A 24,793-nucleotide genomic window follows, 5' to 3' on the forward strand; every position below is an offset into this window, starting at 1 on the left:
GGTGCGCCTATTCCTGTCGTCGTATCGTTTCGGCACGCACGTGGACCGGTTCGTGGACCTCGCGGGCGGTCCGGGGCCGATCGCGGTGATCGCGAACGCCGCGGACGCGTGGCCCGCCCGGGCGCGGGAGTCCGCGGTCGTCAGCGACGTCGTTCCGCTGCGGCGGCTCGGGTTCGCCCCGGCCGAGGTGGATCTGCGCGACTACGTCGGCGCCCCGGAACGGCTGGCGGCCACGCTGTCGGGATTCCGATCGGTGTGGGTGCGCGGCGGCAACACGTTCGTCCTGCGCGCGCAGCTGGCGCGCAGCGGCGGCGACGTGGTGCTGGGCACGGCGGTCCGCGACGGGCGGCTGACCTACGCGGGGTACAGCGCCGGGGCGTGCGTCATGGCGCCGTCACTGGTCGGGATCGACAGCGCCGACGATCCGGGTGAGGTGGAGCCCGTGTGCGGCGTCCAACCACGTTGGGACGGGCTGGGGTTCGTGGACTTCTCGATCGTCCCGCATTGCGAGCGGGACACCGACGGGTCCGTGGATACGACGAACCCCGGCAGCGAGGCGGCCCGAATGGTCGAGGCCTGCAGTGCTGCCGGGGTTCGGTATCGAATGCTGACGGACGATCAGGCGATCGTCGTGGACGCCGGCGCCACCGCGGTGCTGTAACCACCGACGGCCACCAGCTCGCGGCGCTCGGCCGGCGACTCGATGCGGTCCAGGGCGGCCCACGTCGTCTCGCAACGCTTGACGGTCATTTCGTCGGCCTCGGAGAGCAGGGTGTCGAGCAGCGACTTGGGATCGTGACGCCAACCGGCATCGACGCGCGCAACCTGCGCGTTGGTGAACAGACCCGACCCGGCGACCGCGCCGACCCACTCGCGGACGTCGCCGCGATGGATGCGCTCGAGCGAGTCGAGGTCGACACCGCCGTCCATGAATTCGTACGCAAACATGGCCGCGATGTAGTTCTCGATGCAGTTCGACGAAGCGCTCACGACTCCGCGCCCCTTTCTCCCCGACGGCCCGATCTCGCACTGGCGGACATCACGATCCGGGCGACGAGAATGTAGATGTTGTGTCATCGCGTAACGCTTCGATAGCGCCGGGCGATTGAGATCGACGCTAACGTGACGAATGACTGGGGCGTTACTGTTTGATCATCACGATTAGATAACGAAACCTGCCGTTCACACACAGGCGGATTTTCTCGAAACTCGAGGGTGAGAATTCGGGTGAAGTCCACACCTAGCACCCCAAATATGCACTTTGTGCTGGTAACCTCCGCTCGCACCGACGGCAGCGCCGACGACCGGGGAAGGCCGTCGGCGCTGCGGTCGGTAAATGAATGCGCTAGCGCGCCGAGTGCGGTGCGCCGATCCCCGGATCGATCTTCACGGGCCCACTCGCCGACGGCGCGATCGGGAAATCGAAGATCGCGGTCGGTAGGTACACCGTGGCGCACGAATTCGGGATATCGACCACGCCGGACAGCCGTCCCTCGATCGGCGCGGCACCGAGGAGTAGATACGCCTGCTCGGGGCTGTAGCCGAACTTCGTGAGGTAGTCGATCGCGTGCAGGCACGCGCGCTGATATGCCAGCTGCGAGTCGAGGTAACGCTGCTCGCCGTCGAGCGTCACCGACGTCCCCGAGAAGGCGAGCCACTCGGAGTACTGCGGGTCGGTGTTGCCGGGCATGAAGATCGCATTCTCCGAGACGCCGTACGTCTCCATGCCGCCCTTGATGATGTCGACACGCAGGTCGATGAAGCCGCCCATCTCGATGGCGCCGCAGAAGGTGATCTCGCCGTCGCCCTGCGAGAAGTGCAGGTCGCCCACCGACAGATTCGCGCCGTCGACGAACACCGGATAGAAGACGCGACTGCCCTTGGTGAGGTTCTTGATGTCCTGGTTGCCGCCGTTCTCGCGCGGCGGCGCGGTGCGGGCGGCCTCGGCGGCGACCCGGTCGAAGTCGGCGCCGGCGAGGGTGCCGAGGATCGCGTCCCGCGGTTCCGGCGGCAGCGCCAGCGGCGGCACCCGGTCGGGGTCGGTCGCGATCAGCGCGGCCTCGCGGGTGTTCCACTTGCCGAGCAGCGCGTGCGACGGCGCGGTGCCCATCAGACCCGGGTGCACGATGCCGGTGAACTTCACGTGCGGCACGTGCCGGGAGGTCGCCGTCTGGCCGGCGAAGTCCCACACCGCCTTGTAGGCGTCGGGGAACTGCTCGGTGAGGAAGCCGCCGCCGTTGTCGGTCGGGAAGATGCCGGTGTACCCCCAGCCCTGCCCGGCCAGCGGACCCGAATCCTCCTGCGGGATGGGCCCGATGTCGAGGATGTCGACGATCAGCAGGTCGCCGGGCTTGGCCCCCTCGACCGCGAACGGCCCCGACAGCGTGTGCACGGTCGTGAGCGGGGCGTTCAGGATGTCGTCGGCCGAGTCGTCATTGTGGATCGCGCCGTCGAACCATTCCCGGCAGTGCACCCGGAACGAGTCACCGGGTTTGACCGTCACCGCCGCGGGGATGTCCGGGTGCCACCGGTTGTGGCCGATCTTCTCCTGCTCGGTGAACTTCTTGTTCGAATCCAACGGGAACAGCAACTCGGGCATCGAGCCTCCTAACGCGGACGGGCGATTTACTCAGGGGCGGGGCAACTTTCGGTGGAGCGGGTTGGTGGTGGTCTTCTGCGGGGTGCGCCGGGCACCGGGGCCGGGCCCGGTGACGACGGCGGGCTCGCTCGCCGACCGGGCGGTCGCGTCGAGCAGTCGCATCGACGCCGAGCCGCCCCGGCCGAGCCGGGTAGCGGTGATCTGCCGGCGCCCGTCGGACGCGCAGAGCGGGCAGTCGGCGCTGTCGGGAACGTCCGCCATCGGGAAGTGCCGGTCGAACGGACCGCACTGGGCGCACCGGAACTGGTAGAGAGGAATGACCGCGTCCTTTCGCCGGGGCAAGGATCGAAGTGCCCCGAACGTTAACGGACACCCGGCACATCCGCGCGCGATCCGAGTTGTCCCCGGTGTCCGAAACCCGGAAGCGCCGAAATCGGGGACGCTCCCCCGCGAACGGGTCCACACTTGAAGCGACGTCGAATCGAACCGAGGACTAATCGCCGAGGAGCGCGTATGACCGAGGGACAACCGTTCGTTCCACCGAGCGCGGTGGATGTCGATCTGTCCGCGGTCGCGTGGGGTCAGAGTCGCACCATGTCGGATTTCGAGACCGGCATGTGGCGCATGGAAGAGGTGCGACCCGAACTCCGCACCCCCATCGTCGCGGTCGACGTCCTCGACAAGGCCCCGGACTGGGACCGGTTGGTACGCGCGCACGAGTGGGCGTCGCACATCGTGCCCCGCATCCGGATGCGCGCGGTGGAGCCGGCCTTCGGGCTGGGTAATCCGGTGTGGTCGGTCGACCCCGAGTTCGACCTCGACTACCACCTGCGACGGATTCGCCTGCCAGGGAAGAAGGCCGATCTCGATCACGCGCTGCGGATCTGCCGGCATCTGGCGACCGAGCCATTCGACAAGGCCCGGCCGCCGTGGGTCGCGATGCTCATCGAGGGCCTCGACGACGGCCGTGCGGTGTACGTCGTCAAGACGCACCACAGCATCACCGACGGCATGGGCGGCATCCAGATGATGGCGCTGCTGCACAGCCGTCGCGCCGAGCCGACCCCGGACAAGCCCGACCGCGAACCCGCACCGCCCGAGCACCTGTCCGACCTCGGGGCGCTCGGTCGCGATGTGGTCTCCGGGTTCCGGAAGGCCCCGGGCCGTGTTGCCGGGTTGGTGTCGGGGTCCCTCCGTGCCGCGGTCACCGCCGTCACGCGCCCGTTCGACGCGGCCGGCGAGGTCCTCGACTACGCCGGGTCACTGCGCCGGGTCGTGCAACCGCCACCGGCGACCGGCTCGCCACTGCTGCGCGAGCGCGGGCTCGGCCGCTGGTTCGGGGTACTCGAGGTGGGTCTGCACGAGCTGCGGATCGCAGCGCACGCGGCCGGCGGGTCGGTCAACGACGCCTACATCGCGGCGCTGCTCGGTGGCTTCCGGCGCTACCACCAGGAGATGGGCACGGAGGTCGGCAAGGTTCCGATGGGCATGCCGATCAACATGCGGGCGGCGTCGGATCCGTCGGGCGGGAACCGGATCGCCGCGGTGCGGTTCGCAGGGCCCGCCACCGAGCCCGACGCGGCGAAGCGGATCCGGAAGGTGCGCGCGACAGTGCTGGCGTTGCGGGAGGAACCCGCACTCGACATCGTCGAGGCGGCCTCGCCGCTGCTGGTGCGGCTGCCCACCCGGCTGCTCGCCGAGTGGTACCTGTCGCAGTCGACGGGCCTGGATCTGCAGGCGTCGAACGTCGCGGGCGTGCCGGTGCCGGTGTACCTGGCGGGCGCGCGGATCGAGCGGATGTTCCCGTTCGGGCCGGCGCCGGGCTGCGCGGTGATGGCGACGATGGTCTCGCACGTCGGCACGTGCTGCATCGGCGTCAACATCGACACCGCGGCGGTCACCGAACCCGCGCTGTTCATGCGCTGTCTGCAGGAGAGTCTCGACGAGGTGGTGGCGCTGGGCGGCGCCGCCGAGGACGCGGCGGAGGGGGCGCAGCGATGACCGATCCGGACCGACATCCGCGGATCTATCTCACCGAGGAGATGACCGACACCGAGGACCGGGTGTTACGGACGTGGCTCGGCCGGCGGGAGGCCGAGGACGGCCGGCCGACGGTCACGGTCGCCACCACCGGGCAGTCGCTGTCGGCGCTGGTGTTGCGTGACGACGACCCGGTGCTGACGCCGGTGCGCGTGGTGTGGATGCCCGAGACCACGAACGGTCATCGAGGGCAGCGCCTGCGCGAGGTGCTCTCGGCCCGGGATCCGCTGCACATCGCGCCCAACGCGCAACGACGGGTGCTGCGCTCCGATCCCGCGCGATGCAAGGTGATCGAGGGCGATCCGGCGTCGCTGACCGAGATGCGGGACCGGTTGGCCGAGCGCGGCGGCGGGTCGCTGCCCGACTTCATCCGGCGTCAGGCCGCGCTCGCGCTCGAGCGGGCCGAACGTCACCTGCTCGGCACGCAGTACAAGGTGTCGCGGTTCGTGGTCGAGGAGATCACCGACACCAACCGCTTCACCGCGGGTGTGAAGAAGCTTGCCGCGCAACTGAACCTCACCGTCGTCGACGTCGAACGTCGGGCCCGCGCGGACCTCGACGAGATGGTGGCCGCCCAGAGCCGACGGGCCATCGCGGTGTGGGATCAGTTGGGCCGCTACTTCTCCCGCGCCTACCGCCTCGACGTCGACACCACCCGGTTCGAGGAGCTGAGGGAACTCAACCGCGAACACTCGCTGGTGTTCCTGCCGAGCCACCGCTCGTACCTCGATCCGCTGGTGCTGCGGCCGGCGCTGCTGGCGAACGACCTGCCGCTCAACCACGTGATGGGCGGGCTCAACGTGAGCTTCTGGCCGATCGGCCCGATCAGCAAGCGCAGCGGCACGGTGTTCATCCGTCGCAAGTTCGACGGCGACGAGATCTACAAGTGGACGCTGCGCGAGTACATGCGCTTCCTGATGAACAAGCGCTTCAACCTCGAGTGGTACATCGAGGGTGGCCGGTCCCGCACCGGCAAGCTGCGTCCGCCCCGATACGGGCTGCTGACGTATCTGGCGAAGGCATTCCAGTCGTCCGACGCGTCCGACGTCTACCTCGTCCCCGTCTCGCTGGTGTACGACCAGTTGTACGAGGTGAGCGCGATGGCGGCGGAGGCGCATGGTGCGGCGAAGCGGAAGGAGAGCTTTCGCTGGATGGTCGGCTACGTCCGGGCGCAGGGCCAGCGCCGCGGCGTCGCACATGTGACGGTGGGACGTCCACTGTCGCTGCGGGATTCGCTGGCGCAGGAGGACGACTTCCGGTTGGCGATCCAGAAGACCGGCATCGAGGTGAGCCACCGGATCAACGAGGTCACCCCGGTGACCGCGTCGTCGCTGGTGATGCTGGCGTTCCTCGGGATCGAGGATCGGGCGCTCACCGTGCCCGAGCTCGGCTTCATCCTCGCCCCGATGGTCGACTACATCATCGCGCGCAAGCTGCCGACGGCCGGCGACGTCGACCTCACCAACCCGCAGGTGATCCGCAGGGCGCTGTTCACGCACCTCGATTCCGGGGTGCTCGAGCGGTACGACGAGGGCAATGAGCGCGTCTACTATCTCGGCAAGGATCAGGGTCTGGTGGCGGCGTTCTACCGCAACAACACCATTCACTTCCTGCTGGCGCGGGCGATCGCCGAGATGGTGCTGTGCGCGGCGGTGGACGAGAAGTTCGCCGACCCGCTCGCCGACGGCTGGGCCGAGGCCAAACGGATCCGCGACCTGCTCAAGTTCGAGTTCTTCTTCAGCGACAAGGACACGTTCCGGGAGGAGCTGCGCTCGGAGCTGAGCCTCATCGACCCGGCGTGGGAGAGCGACCTGAGCAACCCCGAGCACGTCGAGCACATCCTCGACGAGGTGCGCCCGTATCTCGCGCACCGGGTGCTACAGCCGTTCCTCGAGGCGTACGAGGTGGTCGCCGACCATCTGCTGGACGCGCCGGTGGCGCCGGACTTCGACGAGAAGGCGTTCCTCTCAGAGTGTCTCGCGCTGGCGCAGCAGCGCCGGCTCCGCCAGCAGATCGCGAGCAGCGAGTCCATCTCGTCGGAACTGTTCGCCACCGCCCTGCAGTTGGCCCGCAACCGCCGGCTGATCGAGAACGACGACCCGTCGGTGGAGGCGGGGCGCCGCGCGTTCGCCGACGAGGTCCGCACCCTCGTGCGCCGCGTGCGCGAGATCCGCGCCCGCGCCCACGCCAAGCTCGACGAGGTGAAGGGCGCCGACTCGGTGGCCGAGTTCATCGAGGGAACGGGGTCGGATCGATGAACCGTCTCGACGACATCTACTCCGCGATCGCCGCCGCCCCGCAGGGGCCGAAGACGCTGGCCGCGTTCGATCTGGACGGCACCCTCATCACCGGCTACACCGCCAGCGTCGTGTACCGGGACCGGTTGCGCCGCTTCGACATCAGCGTCGCCGAACTGCTCCGCACCACCGGCGCCGCGTTCGACACGCAGTTCCGGGGCGCCGACGTCGGTCGGCTGATGGAGATCGCGGTCACCGGACTGGCCGGGCGGCGCGAGGACGAGCTGCGGGAGTGGAGTCAGCGGCTGTTCCGGCAGGACATCGCCGCGATGATCTACCCCGATGTCCGACGTCTGCTCGACGCCCACCGCCGGGCCGGGCATCGGATCGTGCTGGCGACGTCGGCGACGGTGTATCAGGCGCAGGACGTCGCGTACGACCTGGGGATCGACGAGATCCTGTGCAGCCGTCCCGAGGTGGTGGACGGCATGCTGACCGGCAAACTCACCGGTCCGGCGCTGTGGGGTCCGGAGAAGGCGAAGGCGGTGCGGGCGTTCGCGGAGGAGGCGGGGGCGCCGCTGGCTGAGGCGTTCGCGTATTCCAATGGCGCCGAGGATGTTCCGATGCTCGATTCGGTGGGGCGGCCGGTGGCTTTGAACCCCGATCGCAAGCTCGCCGGGATCGCACGGTCGGAGGGCTGGCTGTCGGTGAATCTGCCGAAGCCGGAGCGGGGTGCGACGCCGGTCGCGACGGCCCGGACCGGGGTGGCGTTGGGTGCGTTGATGGCGACGACGGCGCTCGGGGCGACGGCCGGGGTGCTGTCGGGGAATCGGCGGACGGCAGCGAACCTGGTGGGGACGTACGGCCCGGATCTGGCGCTGCGACTGTGTGGCGTCAACGTGCACATCACCGGCGAGGACAACGCGTGGAACAACCGGCCGGCGGTGTTCATGTTCAACCATCAGAGTTCGCTGGACATGTTGTTGATCGGCAAGGTGATCCAGCGCGATGCGACGGGGGTGGCGAAGAAGGAGGCGTCGCACGATCCGCGGTTCGCGGCGGTGGGGGCGTTGCTCGACGTCGCGTATGTGGACCGGACGGACAGTGCGCAGGCGCGGGAGGCGCTGAAGCCGGCGGTCGACAAGCTGCGCGGCGGCACGTCGATCGCGATCGCGCCGGAGGGCACCCGCTCCCCCACACCCCGGTTGGGCCGGTTCAAGAAGGGCGGCTTCCATCTGGCGATGCAGGCGGGGGTGCCGATCGTGCCGATCGTCATCCACAATGCCGGGGATCTGATGTGGCGTAACTCGTTCGTCGCGCATGCCGGTGAGGTGTACGTCGACGTGTTGGAGCCGATCAGCACCGAGGGGTGGACGGTCGAGGACCTCGACAAGCACGTCGCCGAGGTCCGGGAGCGGTTCGACGACGTGCTGCGGGCGGGGCCGGTGAAGGCGTAGGTACAGTGCCTACATGACCCGAAACGCCCGGTTTGTTCCAGCGGTTCTAGTTCTTGCTGCGGCGCTGAGCGCCTGCGGTTCCGACGATGCCGAGACTGCAGGCTCGGAGGTCACCTTCGGCACGGTCGCCGGTGGTGAGGTCGCGGATGCCGCGAGTACCTCGGGCGCGGATGTGCTGGCGCGGTTCTCGAGTTGCGGGGACGTCGCGCCGACGGTTGCGCAGTACATCGCGGGACTGCAGGAGAGCCCGTCGAACGCGGCCGACGAGTACGGAGTGATCTGCAACTGGGAGACCCCGGAGAGCGCCACCTCGCTGAGCGAGATCCGCTCTGTCGAGGTGCTGATCGAGCCGGGGACCGGTGAGGTTCCGGCGGTGAGTGACCTCGAAGCCGGCAAGCTCACCGTCCTTCCGGATGCCGCAATCGCGAAGGCGGGCGGTGTCGCCTACACGCTGCCGATGACGACGGCAGTCGCCGGGGTGATCGTCACGACGGTCGAGACCCCCGAGGTCAAGGTGACGATCACCGGCGGCCAGTGGGACGACATGCCGTCCCTGGACGCCCCGGCCGCCGTCGCGGCGGCCAAGCAGCTGATCGGCGTCTAGGGCTGGCGCCGGCCCCGGCCGCCTCAGCTCCCGATGACGGGCGGGGCGGCCAGGGGCAGGTTGCCGATGAGTTCGCTGCCGTTGTCGACGTTCACCAGGTAGCCGGGCGTCTTGTGTTCGGCATCGTCCTCGCCGCGCCCGCGCGCTCCAGCACCCGGCATCATGCCGCCGCCAGCTGCACCACCTCGCGCGGCGGTGCCGGCGGCTGTCGTGCCCGTTGCTCCGCCTGCGGTCGCGCTCGGCGACGATCCCGCGGCACCGCCTCCGGTTCCTGATCCACCAGAACCCATTCCGCCGGAGCCGTATCCGCCGGTGAGGATTCCACCTCCGTAGCCGCCGGTGCCGCCTCCTGCTCCTGCGCCGATGCCCGACCCTGTGCTCGATCCCGAGCCGCCTGTGCCCGAGTAGGTGCCGGCGCCCCCGCCCACCCCGGGGATTCCGTAACCGGACTGTCCCGCGCGGCTGCCGTCAAGCCCTGTCGCAGCCGCGGGTGCGGTCCAGGCGGCGGCTGGAGTTGTCGTGGCATCGGCCGGGAAGGTGAACTGGTCGTTCGCCGCGGGCTGCCCGCCCGGCGTGATCGGATCGTAGGCATTGGGAGTGGATCCGGAGCCGGGTGTGCCGCCGGGAAGTGCGCCTTCGGGAGTCGGCGTCTGCGGGGTCGGAGCGGTCGCACTCGGCCCCCCGACGTAGGGGCCGTACGGGTTCGGGGCGCCGATACCGGGTGCACCGCCTCTGGAGTCTGGGTAGTTCTGCCCCGGACCGACGACCTGTGGCGGCTCGGGGAGTCTCGGGACTCTGGTGTCGGCCTGCTGCATGACCGGGGTGTAGACGGTCCGCATGATCTGGATGGCTTCCTGGTGCGATTCGTCCTGGGCGTGGAAGACGCGTTTGAACACGCCGGCACCGGGAACGCCTGCGTCGAAGGCGATCTCGAAAAGTGAGCGACCGGAGACGGGCGGGACGGTGGCTTTCACTTGGTCTACGCCGGTTGCGGCTTCGGTGATCTTGGTGCCGATGAGTTTTCCGGCCCGCGCCAGTTTGCCCGACTCGGTGGCGTATCTGTCGGTCGCTGCCGCGGCAGAATCCTGCGCGAGGCCTTCCCATTTGCCGTTGGTCTCATTGGTGATGAAATCACGGAAGTCGTTGAGTGCCTGTTCGAGCGATTCACCGATCTTGGTCCAGCCTTCGGCGCTGGCGCGTAGGGATCCGCCGTTCATCCCGTCGACGGCGGCCTTGATCTCCTGATGCGACATGGCTTCGAAGGGTTCCGGAGATCCGAGGGCGGGGCCGTCGAACTCGTTCTCGTCGAAGTCGCCGTACAGCGGGGTCTGCACGAGGTAGAGGTCGTCGCGTAGGGCATTGCCGTCGGCCTGCGCGTCACGCACGCGGCCGCGTTCGATCAGGTCGTAGCCGGTGAGCAGATCCACCACCTTGTTGCCCGAATGCTTGCCGAACTCGACGATGTCCTTGCTGATGCCGGCAATCAAGCCGCCGAAGCTCGACACGCCCATTCTCATCCCCCTCTTCTCATACCTCGGCCGGTGACCCCGTCCGTGGCGGATCCGAGGCCGCGCCATCCCCTCAGTGGCACGGCCCCGGAAGCTCTAGTTGATCTGCGATTCGACAGCACTTGCGGCGGCGGTGTTCGCTTCCTCCGCTGCGGCGAAGCGGCTTTCAATGGCCAGGAAGACGTCGCGCATCTGTTCGATCTCGGCGATGTGCTCGGAAAGGGCTTGGTCCAACGAGTAGTCTCCTCCCAACGCCTTGCGCTCAAACTTGGCGGCAAGTGCAATGCCCGAAGGCAGCTTGTCGCCGAAACCCTCGACCTTCCCCAGCCATTTGGACTCATACTGAATGTCCTTCAATCGGGCTACGAGTGCACTGCATCGCTCCGCACAGCGTTGGGCGGTCCCTCGCTCGATGCTCAGATCCCCTGTGGCAACAGATTCGCCCAGTTGACGCCATCCAGACATGTCCAATGCTCCCCCTCGAACAGTTTGACGCTATGCAGGAATGTACTGAGCAATATTGTCCGCGCGCCGGACTGCAACGAGACACGGATCTTCGACCACCGGATCCACGCCCAGGTACGTAACCGAGATGATTGCTACGCCACCACCGGTCGCCAGTGCTACGTCGCAACTTCGACGTTCCCGGTCAGTGGTTTCCCTGTACGTCAGACCCTTTCGACCCGAGACTTCGATCTCGTTGAACTCCGTGTTGCGGGCGTTCTCCCGCACGTCGCCCAACGTGTAGTTCGTGGCAGCGACTCCAAGGGCAGGTCCTGCACCTTGCCACTTGCAAATCTTCCAACCCGGCTGCTTAATACCCATGATCTCGGGCGATTCGGTCGCAGGGTCTAGGCCAAGATCAATCAATACCTGGTCGGGAATGTCCTCACACGGACTGAACGCGGCCTCCCCCACAGCAGTTCCCTCGGCACCAGCATCGCCCGGCACAGTTCCCGACCCACACCCCGCCAACAGCAGACCAGCACCGATCAGCACGATCGCAACGGTAACTCGCATCCGGACCTCCTCCCCTACTTCCAGACCACTTCACTCTAATCAGACGCCGAGCCGACACTTCTGGTTCCATCGAGTTCACAGCACCGGCAAACGGTTGCACCGGCAATCTCGGAACACCCCACCGCCGGCGACGAGACCTACTCCATCGCGGAGGCGGAGCCCGCCAAGGCTGCGGTGTTCGCTTCATCCGCTGCGGTGTAGCGGTTCTCAACGGCGAGGTAGACGTCTCGCATCTGCTCAACCTCAGCGATGTGATCGGCCAGCGCTTGGTCGAGTGAGTATTCCCCGGCCGAGGCCTGCGCTCGAACTTGGCTGCAAGGACAACCCGCGGAGGAAAGGTGCTCCCCGAACCCATCGATCGTGGCCGGCACCAACGCCCGATCCTTAATGGCCTGAAGTTGACCAACCAAACTCTTCACAGCGAGCGGCACACTTTCTTGCTATCCCAAGTTCGAAGCCCAGTTCACCCGATGCCGCAGAGCTGGCACAAACCAGGCCGTACGAGTTCCGTCACGATTGACTACTCCGGGGTTTAGGGGCTCAGGACCGTCGCCAGCTTCACAACCTACTCACGGGGGTCAGGCCGCGCATCATTCCGAAAGACGTTGGTACGAATAGTCGACGCACCACCATCCGGCGGCACCGCCACGTCGCACCGCTCTCGCTTCAAATCAGTTGTTTCCCTGTAGGCGACGGCGTAAAACAAGCCGGGCAAGTCCCCGATACCAGTGATGCCCGGGCGGCAGCACACGATCCACGATGATGGTGCTATATGTTCATCGCATGTCGACGAGAACGCAGGTGGAGCCCGGATCGAAGTTCACGCAGACACTAGAGGCCTCCGCGCAACTCCCCGGTGCCCGAATCGACCGTAGGGCCTACCTGCGTGCTGCGCTGAAGCGGTACTGCACCGATGAGCAGATCGAGCGCGCGATCGCTACCAGTCCAGCCGCCGCGGGCATCCCAAATGACGTGATCACTAAGGTGGCGAAGACCTCGATCAAGTTCGAGACGAGCAAAGTGACTGCGTTGTCTACGGCCGCAGGGATTCCTGGCGGTGTGGCGATGCTCGGCACTGTGCCCGCCGATGTGGTCCAGTACTTCGGTCACGTACTACGCATCGCCCAGAAGCTCGCCTATATCTACAGCTGGCCGGACCTATTCACCGACAAGAGCGACGGCATCGATGAAGCCACCGAGGGCATCCTCACTCTGTTTGTCGGCGTCATGTTTGGGGTTCAGGTCGCCCAGGCCGGCGTGGCGAAGGTCGCCGACATGATGGCGAGGCAAGTAGTCAAAAAGTTGCCCCAGCAGGCGCTGACCAAGGGGACGCTGTACCCCGTAGTCAAGAAGGTCGCGACCATGCTCGGCGTCACGATGACAAAGCGTGTCTACGCGGGGGCGGTAGCGAAGGTCGTACCGGTCATCGGAGCGGTGTTCTCCGGGGGACTCACCCTCGCGACATTCCTGCCGATGTCGAATCGACTGCAGAAGCACCTGGCTAGCCTCGAACTCACGAAGCCCGACTATGGGGCGATGTCGTCCTGACTGGCGACCCGTCGACCCCGCTGCGACTGGCGATGTGATGTCCGGCAACTATCCGACAGCGGTCGAGACTACGCAGATCGCGAGACATCGGCCCGCAACCACCAATCGAGGCGGCAGCGACCACGTTGCTATCGCAATTGGTGAACACAACGAGCACGAATGGGTGGACACCCTCCACTGCTGCAGCGCGGCCGCCGAGTACGCCTAAATCACGATGCGGTTCACGCGATCCGTGTCGACGCCCTCGACCGCAAGCCGCGCCAGCAGCCCAGCGCACCGCAACGCCACGTGTGCGATCAGGTCGGCCGACACGCTGAGCGGCACGATTCCCGTCACCTCGTGCACCACACGGTCCGTCCGCCGTCGAACCAGCGGCAGCCGACCGGCACGACTGCTCAGTTCGAGCTCGCGGCGTGGTTCCCGATTGTGATGCGCGAGAACGAAGTCGACGAACGCGTCCGGCCACCCGAACGGCGCGTCGATTCCGGATCTGTCGGCACCCCGGACCGCTTCGACAAGGTCGTCGTTCGTCGCTCCGAGCTTCAGGCCGACGACCCGAGCGGAGCGCTCACCCCAATCGATGGTCGCGACAGCAGTTTTCGCGGGTTCGGCCGCAAGGTCGATACCGACAGTCCTCATGCCGCGACGTTATCGGCCCTCAACGCATCACCGGCAGGACCGCGCCAGTGGACCGCCCCGACGCCGCCTCGACGAACGCCAGTGGATCGGGCACCGCGGCGAGGACGTCGCGTGCCCGTTCGAGCGCCATCGCCTCGGGCTGATCACCGCCGACCGCGTCGATCACGTCGAGCCAATGCACCGTCGCTTCCATGATCGCCATGTCGAGGAAGGCGCCGAGCGAGACCGACTCCAGGATTGGGTGCGCGATGTCGGTGTCGCGGCTCAGTCCGGTGAGCCGTTCGAACGCGTCGGGCAACTCGGTCTCGAAACGCTCGACGATGGTCCCGCGATCGACGTCGGCGGCCATCTGACGGACCATCTCGGCGAGCTGCGCGTGCAGCGGCTCGGTGGCGGCCGGGTCGGCGTTGAAGACGCGAAGCATGTCCGCGGCGCTCGTGATCTTCGCGTCGCCGTCGGCGGCGGGCTCGGCGAGCATCGCGATCAGGACGTCGGGGGTGACGTGCACGTACACGTCACAAACGGTCCAACCCGGCAGCCGGGTCTCCGTCGTCCACTGCTTGTCGGACAGCTCCGAGGCCCGCTTGGCCCACATCCGCCACAGTCGGATCAACAGATCCCGGTCCTGCTCGAACTCCGCCACCACAACCCCCTCGTCGACGTACGGTCGCTTCGACGTTATCGCCCGGTCGTTACCTTCGGTCGCAAATCCGGCACGCGGGGGCATGATGGACGCATGACGACGGTGGACCCGGCTGTTCTCGACCAACTCATCGGCGCGCTGCCCGACGGCGCGGTGCTGACCGACCCGGACATGACCGCCGGCTACCGCCAGGACTGGGCCGCCGACCCGAACGCCGGCACCCCGATCGCGGTGGTCCGCGCGACCTGCACCGAGGACGTGCAGGCGGTGATGCGGTGGGCGTCCGAGCACCGGATCGCGGTGGTGCCGCGCGGCGCGGGCTCCGGGCTGTCCGGCGGGTCGAGCGCTGTGGGCGGCGGGATCGTGCTGAGCACCGAGCGGATGCGGGAGATCACCGTCGACCCCGTGACCCGGGTCACCGTCACCCAGCCCGGCCTACTCAACGCCGAGGTGAAGAAGGCCGCCGCCGAGCACGGGCTCTGGTATCCGCCGGACCCGTCGTCGTACGAGATCTGCTCGATCGGCGGCAACGCGGCCACCAACGCGGGCGGCCTGTGCTGCGTCAAGTACGGGGTGACCACCGACTACGTGCTCGGCATGCAGGTGGTCCTCGCCGACGGCACCGCCGTCCGGTTGGGCGGGCCACTCCTCAAGGACGTAGCCGGACTGTCGCTGACCAAGCTGTTCGTCGGCAGCGAGGGCACCCTCGGCATCATCACCGAGCTAACGCTGCGGCTGATCCCCGCGCAGCCGCCGGCGTCAACGGTGGTCGCGTCGTTCCCGTCCGTCGAGTCCGCGGCCGACGCGGTCCTCGCGATCACCCGGGAAATGCGGCCGGCGATGCTCGAGTTCATGGACCACGCGAGCATCAACGCGGTCGAGGACGCGGTCCGGATGGGCCTGGACCGCAACACCCGCGCGCTGCTGCTCGCCCAGTCCGACGCGCCCGGCGCCGCCGGTGCTCAGGAGATCGCGACCATCGTCGCAGCGTGCGAAAAGAACGGTGCGACGGAGGTGTTCGCGACCGACGACGCCGCCGAGGGCGACGCCTTCACCGCCGCTAGGCGATCCGTCTTCCCCGCCGTGCAGGCGATGGGCAGCCTGCTGCTCGAGGACGTCGGCGTGCCGATGCAGCAGCTGCCCGCGCTCATCACCGGCGTGGAGGCGATCGCCGAGGACTGCGACGTCCTCATCTGCACCGTCGCCCACGCAGGCGACGGCAACACCCACCCGTTGATCGTCTTCGACCCCACCGACCCCGACATGACCGACCGCGCCCGCACCGCCTTCGCCCGCGTCATGGAGCTGGCAATCGCACTGGGCGGCACCATCTCCGGAGAACACGGCGTCGGACGGCTCAAGCGGGACTGGCTGCCTGGGCAGCTCGGTGAGGACGTCATGAAGCTGAACCGGCGGGTCAAATCGGCACTCGATCCACTGGGGATCCTCAACCCCGGCGCGGTGCTCGGCTGACGCCATTCGCGTCCAGCCGCTGAGTTTGTCGGGCTTGCGGACAGCTCAAATCGAGCGGATACGTGCGTCGCCCGCGTCGAAGCAAGGAACGCGAGCGTCGCGCCCCCACCGGGCGACCAAACCGGGTTGCCCATTGACCAGCCCCGGTGAATCGCTCGCGGCGAGCGCGAGCCGAACCGAGCATGTCAAGGTAGACGCGACTGGCCACCGCATTTAGACAGCCCCGTGGATTACCGAACCGATGGCTTCACACTGCTCACCCAGTGAGGGCGTACCAGCGCGCAGTTGTCTCCTGCGCGGCATCCTCCGCGTCGATAACCGAGCCGAGCATGCGCGAGATCGTGCCCCTCGAGTCGAGCGAGGTCCGCGTCGGAGCCCCATTCAAGGACGGTCAGATCAGATCGCTTCAGCTCACACGGGATGTGGAAAGTTGTCCGGCGTCCAAGATCCCCCGCGCGGACGCTGAAACTTCGTCATCGACTTGCTTTGACGCCAAGCGTTCCAGGCCAGCACGAAGAACGCGATCATGTCACGCTCCGGCTCGTTGGTCTTCGATTCCTTGATCCGCCCCAATCGTTCCCTCAATGTCAGGATCGGGTTCCCCACTTCAAGCGAGTCACCGTTGAGAAGCTTGGAGAAGAAGCGATCCGCCGCCTGCGCATCTATGCGGTACAACTTGAGAGCAACTCCCATAGATACCGATGGCTGACACCGAATCTTGCGGAATCCATCTGCTGTGAACTTGCGCCCGATGTCCACTGCCCAGTCATTGTTCAGCGCCCAGTCCACAACCTCGGCCGTCGTTGTCTTTGAACGGACTTGATCGCCGAATAGCTTGCCCTGTTCCCATCTCATGTACAGCCGTATCGCGGCGGCCATAGTGCCGTCGGCCTGTACGCCAGCAAGGGAAAGTTGCTGATGCGCATGCCTCACTCCCCCTTGATCCATCGTCATCTGGGACTCCATCGGCAGCCCACGAATGACGAGCATCTGAACACTAAACCCTGGGACGTCAATATCTGCGACCGCTTGCAGCCGATGCTGGCCGTCCAACAGGACACCGGTATCGGAAATCTTGATAGCCTCACCGTTCATCGCCCATCGGCCAGCTAGCATGTCGTTCTTGTACTGATCGATGCGCGATTGCGTCTTGCTGCGGTTATGGGTGTTGACCTGTAGATACTCGGCCGCGATCGATGGTGTGAAATCGACGAGCTCGGTTGACAGCTGCAACCCGATTGAAGACACCTAGCCCCCTTGCGATACGAAATGAATGATCATCATATGAGACAACATCGCACCGCCCCAAGCCCGGCGGGCGAATGTGCACCAAAACAGCTTCTAACTGCAGCGATACCCAGACTTCATGCGATCTACATCGCCCGAAAGTCTGCGGCTAGCCCATGCTTCGCCACCATCCCGCCCCTGCAACCCGTTGCATCCTCATGCATTCCTTGCAACCACGCCAAATCCCTTCCCTCTAGCGCGACACGATCCTGCTATGGCTGCCCCTAGACGCATTCCCAGTGTCCACGTCAGAATCCAGCGCAGGATCGGTCGCTGAGTCCGCTAAGCCCTTAACCGATCTATGAGCACGCCAGCCACCACGCGTTGGGGACAGATTGCGCGAAGTTGAGCATCGCGAAGCCTGATTGATACGCCCGAATGGATCCGGCGCTGGACTTGCTCGGCAGATCGCTAGCCAAGTAGAGACAGGCTACCTTTGGGGCTCGTCCACACGCATCAGGCCTGTCGGAGTACAGCCAGTGCGCAGTCGTCGCCTGATTGATGGCGACCGATCCCACCAAGCCTCCAAGCAGCAGCTACGCGATATCGCCGGGGTTTCACCACGGTTCAACTGCGCTACCACAATCGGGAGGGTCGGAAATAGAACTACCAACATTGCTCAGACCCGCTCCGCAACTCTGTTCGTCGCAGGGCGTGCCGACAATCGCAGCTACGCTGACCACCACCGACCCCCCGAGGCGGCTTCGGCCGAAGTGCTCATCCGAGAACCGTACGTGGTCACGTGCATACGTGGATCCCCCGTGCCCGTTATGAGGTGGGACAGATCGATGGCCCGCTCGCAGTGGTCTTTCGACCTCGGCGGCATCGATTACCTGAGTCAGGAGCTGGAAGTACGCGTTGAGTGCGACGGGTCAGGCGTACTGGAGCCCACACATTGCGGACGCTACGCCGATCTGGACGCCATTCCTGCGCCACCGGTGGAATCTACCCAAGCACGGGTACTGGTGCCACTATGCTGGCGCCTACTGGTCGGACCGGTCACCGATGCACCACTATCAGCGGTACGGAACCTGATGCGGTGTAGCGTTCGTGTCCGAAGTGATCCAGACCCGGCACGGAGGGGAGCCGGCTCCATCACCGATCCGGAACTGTTCGCCTCTGTGAGCGACTGAGCGGATCTGCCAAACTCTTTGATGCGTTTGAGTACTGCGCCGCGAGGAGGTGAAGAAGGCCGCTGCCGAATGCACCGGCGACGCCAAGATCCAAGCCTTATCGTCTTCGACCCCACCGACCCCGACATGACCCAACGCGCCCGCGTAGCGTTCAGTCGCGTCATGGATCTCGCGATCGCCCTGGGCGGCAGCATCTCCGGTGAGCATGGCGTCGGGCGGCTCAAGCGAGAATGGTTGCCTGGCCAGCTCGGCGAGGACGTCATGGAGCTGAATCGGCGGGTCAAGAACGCGCTGGATCCGCTGGGGATCCTCAATCCAGGTGCCGTCCTGTCCCGACCCGGGTTCTACAGCGACGACCCGAACGTCGACCGTTGCGCCAGTGCAAGATCGGTCACCCGCTCCGCGAGATCCACCCGCTCCGACAGCGGTCCGGTGAGCAGCACCCACGACCGCCCGGTCGCCGTCAGCGCGTCCTCGAACCACCGCGTCATCTCGGCCCGCACATGCTCGCCGTCGCGGATGCCGTCCTGCACGAAGGGGACGCCGACGTGATCGGTGAGCAGGTAGATTGCCGACCGGTCGACCAAGCCCTCCCAGGCGCGCCCACTGCCGGTTCCGAGGTAGCGCCGCTCCCAGACGGTGGTGGCGAAACTGTCGGTGTCGCAGATCAGTACCGGCGAGCCGGCTCGGGCGGCGGCTTCCTCGATCCGCGCCTGTTCCGCGGCGATGTCCGCGAAATCGTCGCCGGTCCATTCCAGTTCTTCCATCGCAGCCTCGGGGTGCGCCGCACGCAGGCTGGCCAGCTTGTCCAGAGTGGCCTGCCGCCCGTATTCGGGCACCCAGCCGGTCCCCGACCACACGCCGCCACGGTCTCGGTAGTGCTGCGCCAGTGCGCGACTGACGGTGGTGGTTCCGGTCGATTCGGCGCCGAGCACCACGACGCGGGTCGTCAGCCCGGCGCGTGCGGGCTCGTCCAGCCGATCCCAGTGCCCAGAGAGGTCCGCGCGGCACCCGGTGCCCGATACGGGGTGCGCGATCCGGTCGGGATCGACGCACACGTGGGTGGCCGAGAACCACTGTGCGAGCTCGTCGCCGTACTTCTCGCTCGACACCACCGCGTCGATCGGGGTGGCGTCGACCTGACGGACAGCGGCGCGCATGCAGGCGACCTGCGCCGCCCACACCGCGGTCGATTCGAGGTCCATCGGGGCGTCGCAGGCGATCCCCGTGATCTGCACCGCCGCGTCTTCCGCGTGGCTCTGCCGCATCCAGGACACCCTGTCGGCGAGCGGGATCGACTCCGCCGCCGACGCCATCACCACGACCGTCACGCGGTCTGCGATCCGCGCGGCCGATCGGACCAGGTGGTGGTGTCCGAGGTGCGGTGGATAGAACTTGCCGATCACCAGGGCGTGCCGGTAGGGCGCGGCCATCACGCCACCGCCAACACGGGATCGGTTGCCCGACTGCGTCGCCACGCGAGGAGGCCGCGAATGCACAGCAGCAAGAACCCGGCGTAGAGCAGCGCCGTCAGCGTCAACCCCTTGTGCACGTACAGCGGGATGTAGATCAGGTCCGCGGCGATCCACAGCAGCCACGACTCCCACCGCTTAGTCGCCTGCCCCCATGTAGCCAGCAGCGACAGGACGGTGGTGACCGCATCCCAGAACGGCACCGTCGATGACGTCGCGGTGTCGAGAAGCACTGTCAGCACGCCGGTTCCGGCAATGCCCGCGGCGGCGAGCCACATCCATTCGGCCCCGGAGGTGCCGGTGACCGGCAGGGCATCTCCCGCGCGCCCCTGCACCCAGTTCCGCCACCCCCACACCGCGAGCGCGATGTAGACGACCTGGAGCGCCGAGTCCGCGAAAAGTCCTGCGGTAGCGAACAGAAGGATCCACACCAGATTGTTGGCGATCCCGATCGGCCAGTTCCAGATCGACTGGCGGCCCACCAACCACACACACCAGGCTCCGGTCACGAAGCCCAGCACCTCCGCCCAACTCGTCGGCGCACCGAATGCGGTGAACGCCGTCGAGTTCAGGAAATCGATCATCACTCCTCCTCGGCTCAACGCCCATCACATTAGCGCACATTTGCGCTAACTCTTACCGAGGGATGCCCGGCCGTCCGGACCTCCCGTCCCGACACCGCTCTCACGTGAAGTCGCGCAACGCGAAACGGTCTTGGGCAGCGTCGGTCCCGAGCTCGCCGCGCATTGCGGGATCGTTCGCGTAGAAGCGCACGAAGTGAAGCAGCAGCACGTCGTCCATCGCGAACTTGCGGCAGTCGAGCTCGATCATCGGAACCGGGGGCAGTTTGTCGATTCGCCAGATCGGTGTGGTGTACCGGCGGGTCCACTGCGCGTTCGTGAACCCGATCAGCAGGATCATCCGGTGCCCGCTGTGGGCCGGCTGCACACCCGCCACCGATTCCCACGGCAGGTAAGAGTCGAAACTCCAGCCGCGATGACGAACCCCGTCGGGAATGAGCAGCACCGAGCCCCGTCGAACCCGTCGCAACACCACCAGAACGAGGAAGGACCCCAACAACGCTCCGACCACACCGAAAACCACCGTCGCGCCGGGTACTCCGGACGTCCCCACGCTGAGATAGATCTCGACGGCCGGACCGGCGGTGATAGCCGCACAGCACGCCGTCATTGCCACCAACACCGCCCACAATCCGCGAGACTGCCGAATCTCCGTGGCCGTCCCCGACTCCACCGGAGTGCAGCGCACCGCACCCCCGGAACGGGGCCACCTCGTCAGAACCCCGAACGCCGCAACGAGAAGGGCGAGACACCCGTAGGCCGCACTGTATCGCAGCACCATCGTCCTACCATCGATGCCACCGGCGACGCCCATAATGATTGCACCGCAACCGATTGCGAGGAGGACCACGATCGCGGCCCATTCACGCAACGAGAACGACGCGCTCGGCCACTCCCCCACCCTGTGCGTGTCATCGGATGACTTCATGTCTCCCCCTTCGCCGCCGACGAGCGTTGCGCGGCGGGGCCACACTACGGTCGCCCCGAAGTCTGGCGCCAACCGCCGAGGGGGCCGCCGCGCGTCATTCGGTACATTGGCGACCGAACCGGTGCGATCAGGGGAGGTCGCCGGTATCGAGGGGGAATCGCATGAAGGTGGACTCCGCGCGGCTGCGTGCGTTCGCATCGACCATGGACGGCGCCGGCGATGCGGTCGACGCCATCGCCGTGATCGGTCCGGGCGTCCGGCTTCCAGGTTCCGCCGCAGCTACAGCCTGTAATCAGGCCGTCGAGTTTGTCGAAGGCGCCTATCTCCGGGTCGCGGACCGGTTGCGGCAGATGGCCGTGATCGCTCGGGGCAACGCCGACGAGTACGACGTCACGGAATCCGACTTCACCGCCCGACTCGGCGCGATGGGCGGAGTGGACTGATGCCCAGCCTGTCCGAGGTGCGGTCCTGGAATACCGCGCTGCTGTCCGACGCCGCGACCCGCACCGCTGACGCCGACTCCCGGTTCGTCGACGAACTGGCCGCGACGTCACGGGCGATGGACGAGCTGAGCCACGACTGGTCGGGCGTCGCCTACGACGCCGCCCGCGATCGCGTCGACGCCGAGCGAGCGGCAGGCCAGTCCGTCTCCAATGACGTCCTCGACCTGGCCAAGATCCTCGACGAGGGTGCGCAGCGGTTGTACTGGGCACGGGATGTTGCACTGTCGCGGGTCGAGGCGGCCCTCGCCGACGGGTGCACCGTGCTCGACGACTGGACCGTAGTGGGCGACGCGGTTGCCTCCGCGGAACTCCTGCTCGCCCACCGCGACGCGGTCGCGGGCGCCGCCGCGGCCCTGGCATGCGAGGACACCGAGGTGGCGCGCCTGATCGAGGATGCGGCGCAGCGCATCCTCGCGCGCGGTGATCTGATCGGTTCCGGTGGCGACCCCTCCGAGTCGATCGCGGACGGCGCCGGCGGGCTCGGACGCGAGGACGGCCAAGCGCTCGCGACAGCCGCCGCAGCCGGGGACGTCGAGACGCTCGACCGAATCGCCGGCCAGCTGCCGGTACAAGGCCTGACTACCGCGGAACTAGATGCGCTCGCGGCCGGCGGCCAGGTCGGCACGCTGCCGCAGTCGGTGCGCGACTATTACGCCGAGTTGTACCGCACGGCCGGCAAGGACGGGATCCTGGCGCTCGGCGATCATCTGCGGGCGCAGGAAGCCGGTGGCGATCCGAACGCCGGCCGCGCCCTGAACTCGCTGGCCAACGGGCTGATGGTGGTCTCGAACGAGAACATCGGCAGCGGTTACAACCCGGACGGGTCGTTGCGCTCGCCCGGCTCGTACGACCAGCTGCCGGCAGATCTTCGAGAGGTGATCTCGACGCGGACGCACGGCGCCGAGGCCAACGCGATCCGCTTTCCCGGCGAGTCGGGGGCACTCGGTGACCAGTACCGCTTCCACGAGGACACCCGGCGTCTCGGGGAACTGTTGAAGGAGTCCGAGCCGGGCTACGCCCCGGGCATCGAGATGGCGCGAGAGCTGACCCGCCAAGCCGCGAATCTGGCTGAGGGAACAGCGCTCTCCGGCGCCGCCCCCGAGTTGGTCGAGCAGTCGATGCGCGACTATCTCGAGGTCTCCGGCCGAAACCATGAGGCGATCACCCAGCTGCTCACCGGCGAGGGCTCGGATCGCGTACCGCTCGACAGCGACTACAAGCCCTCGAACTCCGTTACCCCGCTCCTGCAGTTCGATTGGTCCGACGATCGCGGCGCGCCGAACCTGTTCGGCTGGATCGGCGACAACGCGATCCCCGGCGCCGAGGTCTCTGTCGCGCAGTCCGAGCAGGCGGGCCGGGCGGCGACCGGACTGATCTCGCTGATCACGGACGGAACGTCGGGCCGATTCGAATCGATGATGAACCTGCCCGGTCACGATGGACGTTCACTCGGCGAGGTCAACCCCGCCCTGACTCAGCAGATCGCGCAGGCGGTCACGCCCTATCTCGGAGACATCGCGCGCGCACCCGAGTTGCAGACACACGGCTTCGACCGGGAAGCCGCCGTCGGCGAGGGCGGCGATATCCGGTCGATTCGATTGGCCACGCTGATGAACACCGATCCAACGGCGTCCGCCCTCTTCAACGGCGCCATCGTCGAGCGCACCAACGACTATGCCGGGCGGTTCGGCGAACTCCACGGCGAATCCAGCGTCATCCGGTACCAGCTCGGGGAGGCGAGCGGACGCCTCCTCGGCTACATGGATCAGGGTCTGCGCGCGGAAGCATACGACCGCGGGCTGGATGACGCGGCTGCGGCCGAGCAGTCCGCTGACAGAACCACGCTCGCTATCGACGTCGCCACCAAGACCGTGGTGGGACTCGGCGGGCCGGCGACCATCCCACTCGACATTGCGTCGTCGGTTGTGCAGGCGGGGATCACACCGGAGAAGTCGGGTCTGCCCGCGGAATCGTTCGACGTAAGCGACAACCTACTTGCAGGGCAGCGGGCTTACCACGTCCTCGAGGCCGTCGCGGCGAAGGATCCGAGCGTTCTCGACGAACTCTTGAGCGACGGGGATCCGTTGATACCAAGCGACTGGGTAGACGATGGCAGGCTCCGCAGCTACAGCGAAATCGTGGCGACCGATGGTCGACTCACCACGGCCGTCGAACTGCGCACAATCGCGGAAGAAGCGCTGGATCGCGGTGGCCTGAGGCTGGAGCGGTTCAACGGGCCGCTCGACGAGTGGCGGGGCAATCTGCAGGAGTACACATCCGATGCAGCCCACTACGAAAACAGGATCCTGGCTGACCCTCAGGTGCAGCGTTGAGAACCCCGCACAACCCCGCTGCAGCAATCGCACTCGCTCTCACACTGATGTGTGTCGGCTGTAGCTCGACAGCCGAAACACCTGCCGCCCCAACCAGATCGTGGTCGGTCGCGTTCCAGTGGAGCAACACAGAGGACCTCGATCTGGACTCGCCGCCGATCTCCGTCATCCGGGCGGCGGCAGAGAACAATCTAATCGCACTTGGCATCGGACGCCGCTACACGTACCCCGGATACCTCGAAGCCGCAGGCCCCAATGCGACTGCCATAGCGGTCAACGCACTCGACAACACGGTCGGGCCGATCGGAACTTTGCGCCTGAATTTGCTACTGGAGCAGGCCACCGAGCAAAGAGTCGACGCCATCGTGTGCACCGACGACACCGACGTCTCCCAACCCACCGACGGCCGCTTTCCCCTCGCCCGCAATTACGCCTCCGGCACACTGTGGGCCACCCGAGTCACCGTCGAGAAGCCAGATACACCCGCTCCTGGTTGGACCGATCGCATCGACGATGTCGACCTCGAAACCCCGTTGCTGCCCCCGATGACCGGACCCGAAGGTCGCGCACCCCGCCCCGCAGACAACGTCTTCGGCGACTGGCGCATCACCCACTACGAACTCGAGTACGCTCGCCCCAGCTATGACGCCTGCCTGCCCTGGGCCACGCAACGCTGGGGTGGGCCGAACCCGCCGGCACCGAACCGCACCGAAGCTGACCCGCCCGTGATCGAGCCCTTCTACCCGGGCTGGTGAGCGTTCCGGATCCAGGACCCATCGCGGCGCGTG

At 66.8% G+C, this 24,793-nt stretch carries 22 protein-coding genes and 2 pseudogenes; 11 read left to right on the forward strand and 13 right to left on the reverse strand.

Annotation, left to right across the window (positions count from 1 at the left end):
* The first annotated feature begins 1 nt into the window (after position 1).
* Complete coding sequence (locus tag LCL87_RS20915; RefSeq protein WP_225023362.1) at positions 2–661, forward strand: Type 1 glutamine amidotransferase-like domain-containing protein; 660 nt, start codon at positions 2–4, stop codon at positions 659–661.
* Here the strand turns inward: LCL87_RS20915 and LCL87_RS20920 are convergent.
* From LCL87_RS20920 to LCL87_RS20930, 3 genes are all read right to left on the reverse strand, one after another.
* Positions 619–990: a hypothetical protein gene (locus LCL87_RS20920; RefSeq protein WP_225023363.1), complete on the reverse strand. Its 372-nt coding sequence runs from the start codon at positions 988–990 to the stop codon at positions 619–621. The two genes, LCL87_RS20915 and LCL87_RS20920, sit on opposite strands and share 43 nt — an antisense overlap.
* A 355-nt stretch (positions 991–1,345) precedes the next feature.
* Positions 1,346–2,599, reverse strand: a complete 1,254-nt coding sequence (gene fmdA, locus LCL87_RS20925) for a formamidase (protein WP_225023364.1) — start codon at positions 2,597–2,599, stop codon at positions 1,346–1,348.
* Positions 2,600–2,629: 30 nt separating this feature from the next.
* Positions 2,630–2,941 (reverse strand): FmdB family zinc ribbon protein, encoded by a 312-nt coding sequence (locus LCL87_RS20930; protein ID WP_510850827.1) that lies wholly within the window; start codon positions 2,939–2,941, stop codon positions 2,630–2,632.
* 171 nt (positions 2,942–3,112) lie between these two features.
* Between LCL87_RS20930 and LCL87_RS20935 the strand changes: the two genes are divergently transcribed.
* From LCL87_RS20935 to LCL87_RS20950, 4 genes are read left to right on the forward strand one after another with little or no spacing between them, the layout of a single operon-like run.
* The gene (locus LCL87_RS20935) at positions 3,113–4,600 is read left to right on the forward strand and encodes a wax ester/triacylglycerol synthase domain-containing protein (protein WP_225023365.1); all 1,488 of its coding nucleotides are present in this window, start codon (positions 3,113–3,115) and stop codon (positions 4,598–4,600) included.
* Complete coding sequence (locus LCL87_RS20940; RefSeq protein WP_225023366.1) at positions 4,597–6,897, forward strand: glycerol-3-phosphate 1-O-acyltransferase; 2,301 nt, start codon at positions 4,597–4,599, stop codon at positions 6,895–6,897. Before LCL87_RS20935 ends, LCL87_RS20940 begins: the two co-directional genes overlap by 4 nt.
* Complete coding sequence (locus tag LCL87_RS20945; protein ID WP_225023367.1) at positions 6,894–8,333, forward strand: HAD-IB family hydrolase; 1,440 nt, start codon at positions 6,894–6,896, stop codon at positions 8,331–8,333. The genes LCL87_RS20940 and LCL87_RS20945 overlap by 4 nt, the downstream gene beginning before the upstream one ends.
* Positions 8,334–8,346: 13 nt before the next feature.
* Positions 8,347–8,937, forward strand: a complete 591-nt coding sequence (locus LCL87_RS20950; RefSeq protein ID WP_225023368.1) for a hypothetical protein — start codon at positions 8,347–8,349, stop codon at positions 8,935–8,937.
* Between the two features lie 23 nt (positions 8,938–8,960).
* On the opposite strand, the gene LCL87_RS20955 is transcribed toward LCL87_RS20950, so the two are convergent.
* From LCL87_RS20955 to LCL87_RS20970, 4 genes are all read right to left on the reverse strand, one after another.
* Positions 8,961–10,514, reverse strand: coding sequence for a PPE domain-containing protein (locus LCL87_RS20955; protein WP_225023369.1), 1,554 nt, complete (start codon positions 10,512–10,514; stop codon positions 8,961–8,963).
* Positions 10,515–10,541: 27 nt separating this feature from the next.
* The gene (locus LCL87_RS20960) at positions 10,542–10,802 is read right to left on the reverse strand and encodes a hypothetical protein (protein ID WP_225023370.1); all 261 of its coding nucleotides are present in this window, start codon (positions 10,800–10,802) and stop codon (positions 10,542–10,544) included.
* Positions 10,803–10,940: 138 nt separating this feature from the next.
* Positions 10,941–11,465 (reverse strand): DUF3558 domain-containing protein, encoded by a 525-nt coding sequence (locus LCL87_RS20965; protein WP_225023371.1) that lies wholly within the window; start codon positions 11,463–11,465, stop codon positions 10,941–10,943.
* 137 nt (positions 11,466–11,602) lie between these two features.
* The gene (locus LCL87_RS20970) at positions 11,603–11,896 is read right to left on the reverse strand and encodes a hypothetical protein (RefSeq protein ID WP_225023372.1); all 294 of its coding nucleotides are present in this window, start codon (positions 11,894–11,896) and stop codon (positions 11,603–11,605) included.
* A 352-nt stretch (positions 11,897–12,248) separates the two neighbouring features.
* Between LCL87_RS20970 and LCL87_RS20975 the strand changes: the two genes are divergently transcribed.
* Positions 12,249–13,013 (forward strand): hypothetical protein, encoded by a 765-nt coding sequence (locus LCL87_RS20975; protein ID WP_225023373.1) that lies wholly within the window; start codon positions 12,249–12,251, stop codon positions 13,011–13,013.
* Between the two features lie 207 nt (positions 13,014–13,220).
* Here the strand turns inward: LCL87_RS20975 and LCL87_RS20980 are convergent.
* Together LCL87_RS20980 and LCL87_RS20985 are read right to left on the reverse strand one after the other, a co-directional pair.
* A pseudogene (locus LCL87_RS20980) lies at positions 13,221–13,652 on the reverse strand (DUF429 domain-containing protein); the annotation flags it as partial.
* 19 nt (positions 13,653–13,671) lie between these two features.
* On the reverse strand, positions 13,672–14,295 hold the full coding sequence (locus LCL87_RS20985; protein WP_225023374.1) for a maleylpyruvate isomerase N-terminal domain-containing protein: 624 nt from the start codon (positions 14,293–14,295) through the stop codon (positions 13,672–13,674).
* A gap of 93 nt (positions 14,296–14,388) precedes the next feature.
* Between LCL87_RS20985 and LCL87_RS20990 the strand changes: the two genes are divergently transcribed.
* On the forward strand, positions 14,389–15,768 hold the full coding sequence (locus tag LCL87_RS20990) for an FAD-linked oxidase C-terminal domain-containing protein (RefSeq protein WP_225023375.1): 1,380 nt from the start codon (positions 14,389–14,391) through the stop codon (positions 15,766–15,768).
* Positions 15,769–16,179: 411 nt separating this feature from the next.
* Here the strand turns inward: LCL87_RS20990 and LCL87_RS20995 are convergent, their stop codons facing one another.
* A complete protein-coding gene (locus LCL87_RS20995; RefSeq protein WP_225023376.1) occupies positions 16,180–17,016 on the reverse strand; it encodes a hypothetical protein in 837 nt (278 codons plus the stop codon).
* Between the two features lie 1,268 nt (positions 17,017–18,284).
* On the opposite strand from LCL87_RS20995, the pseudogene LCL87_RS21000 reads away from it, so the two are divergent.
* Positions 18,285–18,518, forward strand: a pseudogene (locus tag LCL87_RS21000) (FAD-linked oxidase C-terminal domain-containing protein); the annotation flags it as partial.
* 14 nt (positions 18,519–18,532) lie between these two features.
* On the opposite strand, the gene LCL87_RS21005 reads toward LCL87_RS21000, so the two are convergent.
* The 3 genes from LCL87_RS21005 to LCL87_RS21015 all read right to left on the reverse strand — a co-directional run bounded on the left by LCL87_RS21005 (position 18,533) and on the right by LCL87_RS21015 (position 21,169).
* Positions 18,533–19,621: an AAA family ATPase gene (locus LCL87_RS21005; protein WP_225023377.1), complete on the reverse strand. Its 1,089-nt coding sequence runs from the start codon at positions 19,619–19,621 to the stop codon at positions 18,533–18,535.
* Positions 19,621–20,244, reverse strand: a complete 624-nt coding sequence (gene pnuC / locus LCL87_RS21010; protein WP_225023378.1) for a nicotinamide riboside transporter PnuC — start codon at positions 20,242–20,244, stop codon at positions 19,621–19,623. Before pnuC ends, LCL87_RS21005 begins: the two co-directional genes overlap by 1 nt.
* 100 nt (positions 20,245–20,344) lie before the next feature.
* Positions 20,345–21,169: a hypothetical protein gene (locus LCL87_RS21015; RefSeq protein WP_225023379.1), complete on the reverse strand. Its 825-nt coding sequence runs from the start codon at positions 21,167–21,169 to the stop codon at positions 20,345–20,347.
* A gap of 161 nt (positions 21,170–21,330) precedes the next feature.
* Here LCL87_RS21015 and LCL87_RS21020 point away from each other — a divergent pair, with 161 nt between their 5' ends.
* Genes LCL87_RS21020 through LCL87_RS21030 form a run of 3 tightly spaced genes read left to right on the forward strand, consistent with a single transcriptional unit; the run spans position 21,331 to position 24,760 of the window.
* On the forward strand, positions 21,331–21,612 hold the full coding sequence (locus LCL87_RS21020) for a hypothetical protein (RefSeq protein ID WP_225023380.1): 282 nt from the start codon (positions 21,331–21,333) through the stop codon (positions 21,610–21,612).
* Entirely contained in the window at positions 21,612–24,005 is a 2,394-nt protein-coding gene (locus LCL87_RS21025) for a TPR repeat domain-containing protein (RefSeq protein ID WP_225023381.1), read from the forward strand. The genes LCL87_RS21020 and LCL87_RS21025 overlap by 1 nt, the downstream gene beginning before the upstream one ends.
* Positions 24,006–24,052: 47 nt before the next feature.
* Positions 24,053–24,760 (forward strand): hypothetical protein, encoded by a 708-nt coding sequence (locus LCL87_RS21030; protein ID WP_225023382.1) that lies wholly within the window; start codon positions 24,053–24,055, stop codon positions 24,758–24,760.
* The last annotated feature ends 33 nt before the right edge of the window (positions 24,761–24,793 follow it).

Source organism: Prescottella equi (assembly GCF_020171745.1).
GTDB lineage: Bacteria > Actinomycetota > Actinomycetes > Mycobacteriales > Mycobacteriaceae > Prescottella > Prescottella equi_A.

Bases quoted from the DNA above. Each gene is read 5' to 3' on its own strand.
- LCL87_RS20965 (WP_225023371.1), bottom strand. From the start codon at position 11,465: ATGCGAGTTACCGTTGCGATCGTGCTGATCGGTGCTGGTCTGCTGTTG.
- LCL87_RS20940 (WP_225023366.1), top strand. From the start codon at position 4,597: ATGACCGATCCGGACCGACATCCGCGGATCTATCTCACCGAGGAGATG.
- LCL87_RS20950 (WP_225023368.1), top strand. From the start codon at position 8,347: ATGACCCGAAACGCCCGGTTTGTTCCAGCGGTTCTAGTTCTTGCTGCG.
- LCL87_RS21025 (WP_225023381.1), top strand. From the start codon at position 21,612: ATGCCCAGCCTGTCCGAGGTGCGGTCCTGGAATACCGCGCTGCTGTCC.
- fmdA (WP_225023364.1), bottom strand. From the start codon at position 2,599: ATGCCCGAGTTGCTGTTCCCGTTGGATTCGAACAAGAAGTTCACCGAG.
- pnuC (WP_225023378.1), bottom strand. From the start codon at position 20,244: ATGATCGATTTCCTGAACTCGACGGCGTTCACCGCATTCGGTGCGCCG.
- LCL87_RS21015 (WP_225023379.1), bottom strand. From the start codon at position 21,169: ATGAAGTCATCCGATGACACGCACAGGGTGGGGGAGTGGCCGAGCGCG.
- LCL87_RS20955 (WP_225023369.1), bottom strand. From the start codon at position 10,514: ATGGCGCGGCCTCGGATCCGCCACGGACGGGGTCACCGGCCGAGGTAT.
- LCL87_RS21030 (WP_225023382.1), top strand. From the start codon at position 24,053: ATGTGTGTCGGCTGTAGCTCGACAGCCGAAACACCTGCCGCCCCAACC.
- LCL87_RS21005 (WP_225023377.1), bottom strand. From the start codon at position 19,621: ATGGCCGCGCCCTACCGGCACGCCCTGGTGATCGGCAAGTTCTATCCA.
- LCL87_RS20975 (WP_225023373.1), top strand. From the start codon at position 12,249: ATGTCGACGAGAACGCAGGTGGAGCCCGGATCGAAGTTCACGCAGACA.
- LCL87_RS20990 (WP_225023375.1), top strand. From the start codon at position 14,389: ATGACGACGGTGGACCCGGCTGTTCTCGACCAACTCATCGGCGCGCTG.
- LCL87_RS20945 (WP_225023367.1), top strand. From the start codon at position 6,894: ATGAACCGTCTCGACGACATCTACTCCGCGATCGCCGCCGCCCCGCAG.
- LCL87_RS20935 (WP_225023365.1), top strand. From the start codon at position 3,113: ATGACCGAGGGACAACCGTTCGTTCCACCGAGCGCGGTGGATGTCGAT.
- LCL87_RS21020 (WP_225023380.1), top strand. From the start codon at position 21,331: ATGAAGGTGGACTCCGCGCGGCTGCGTGCGTTCGCATCGACCATGGAC.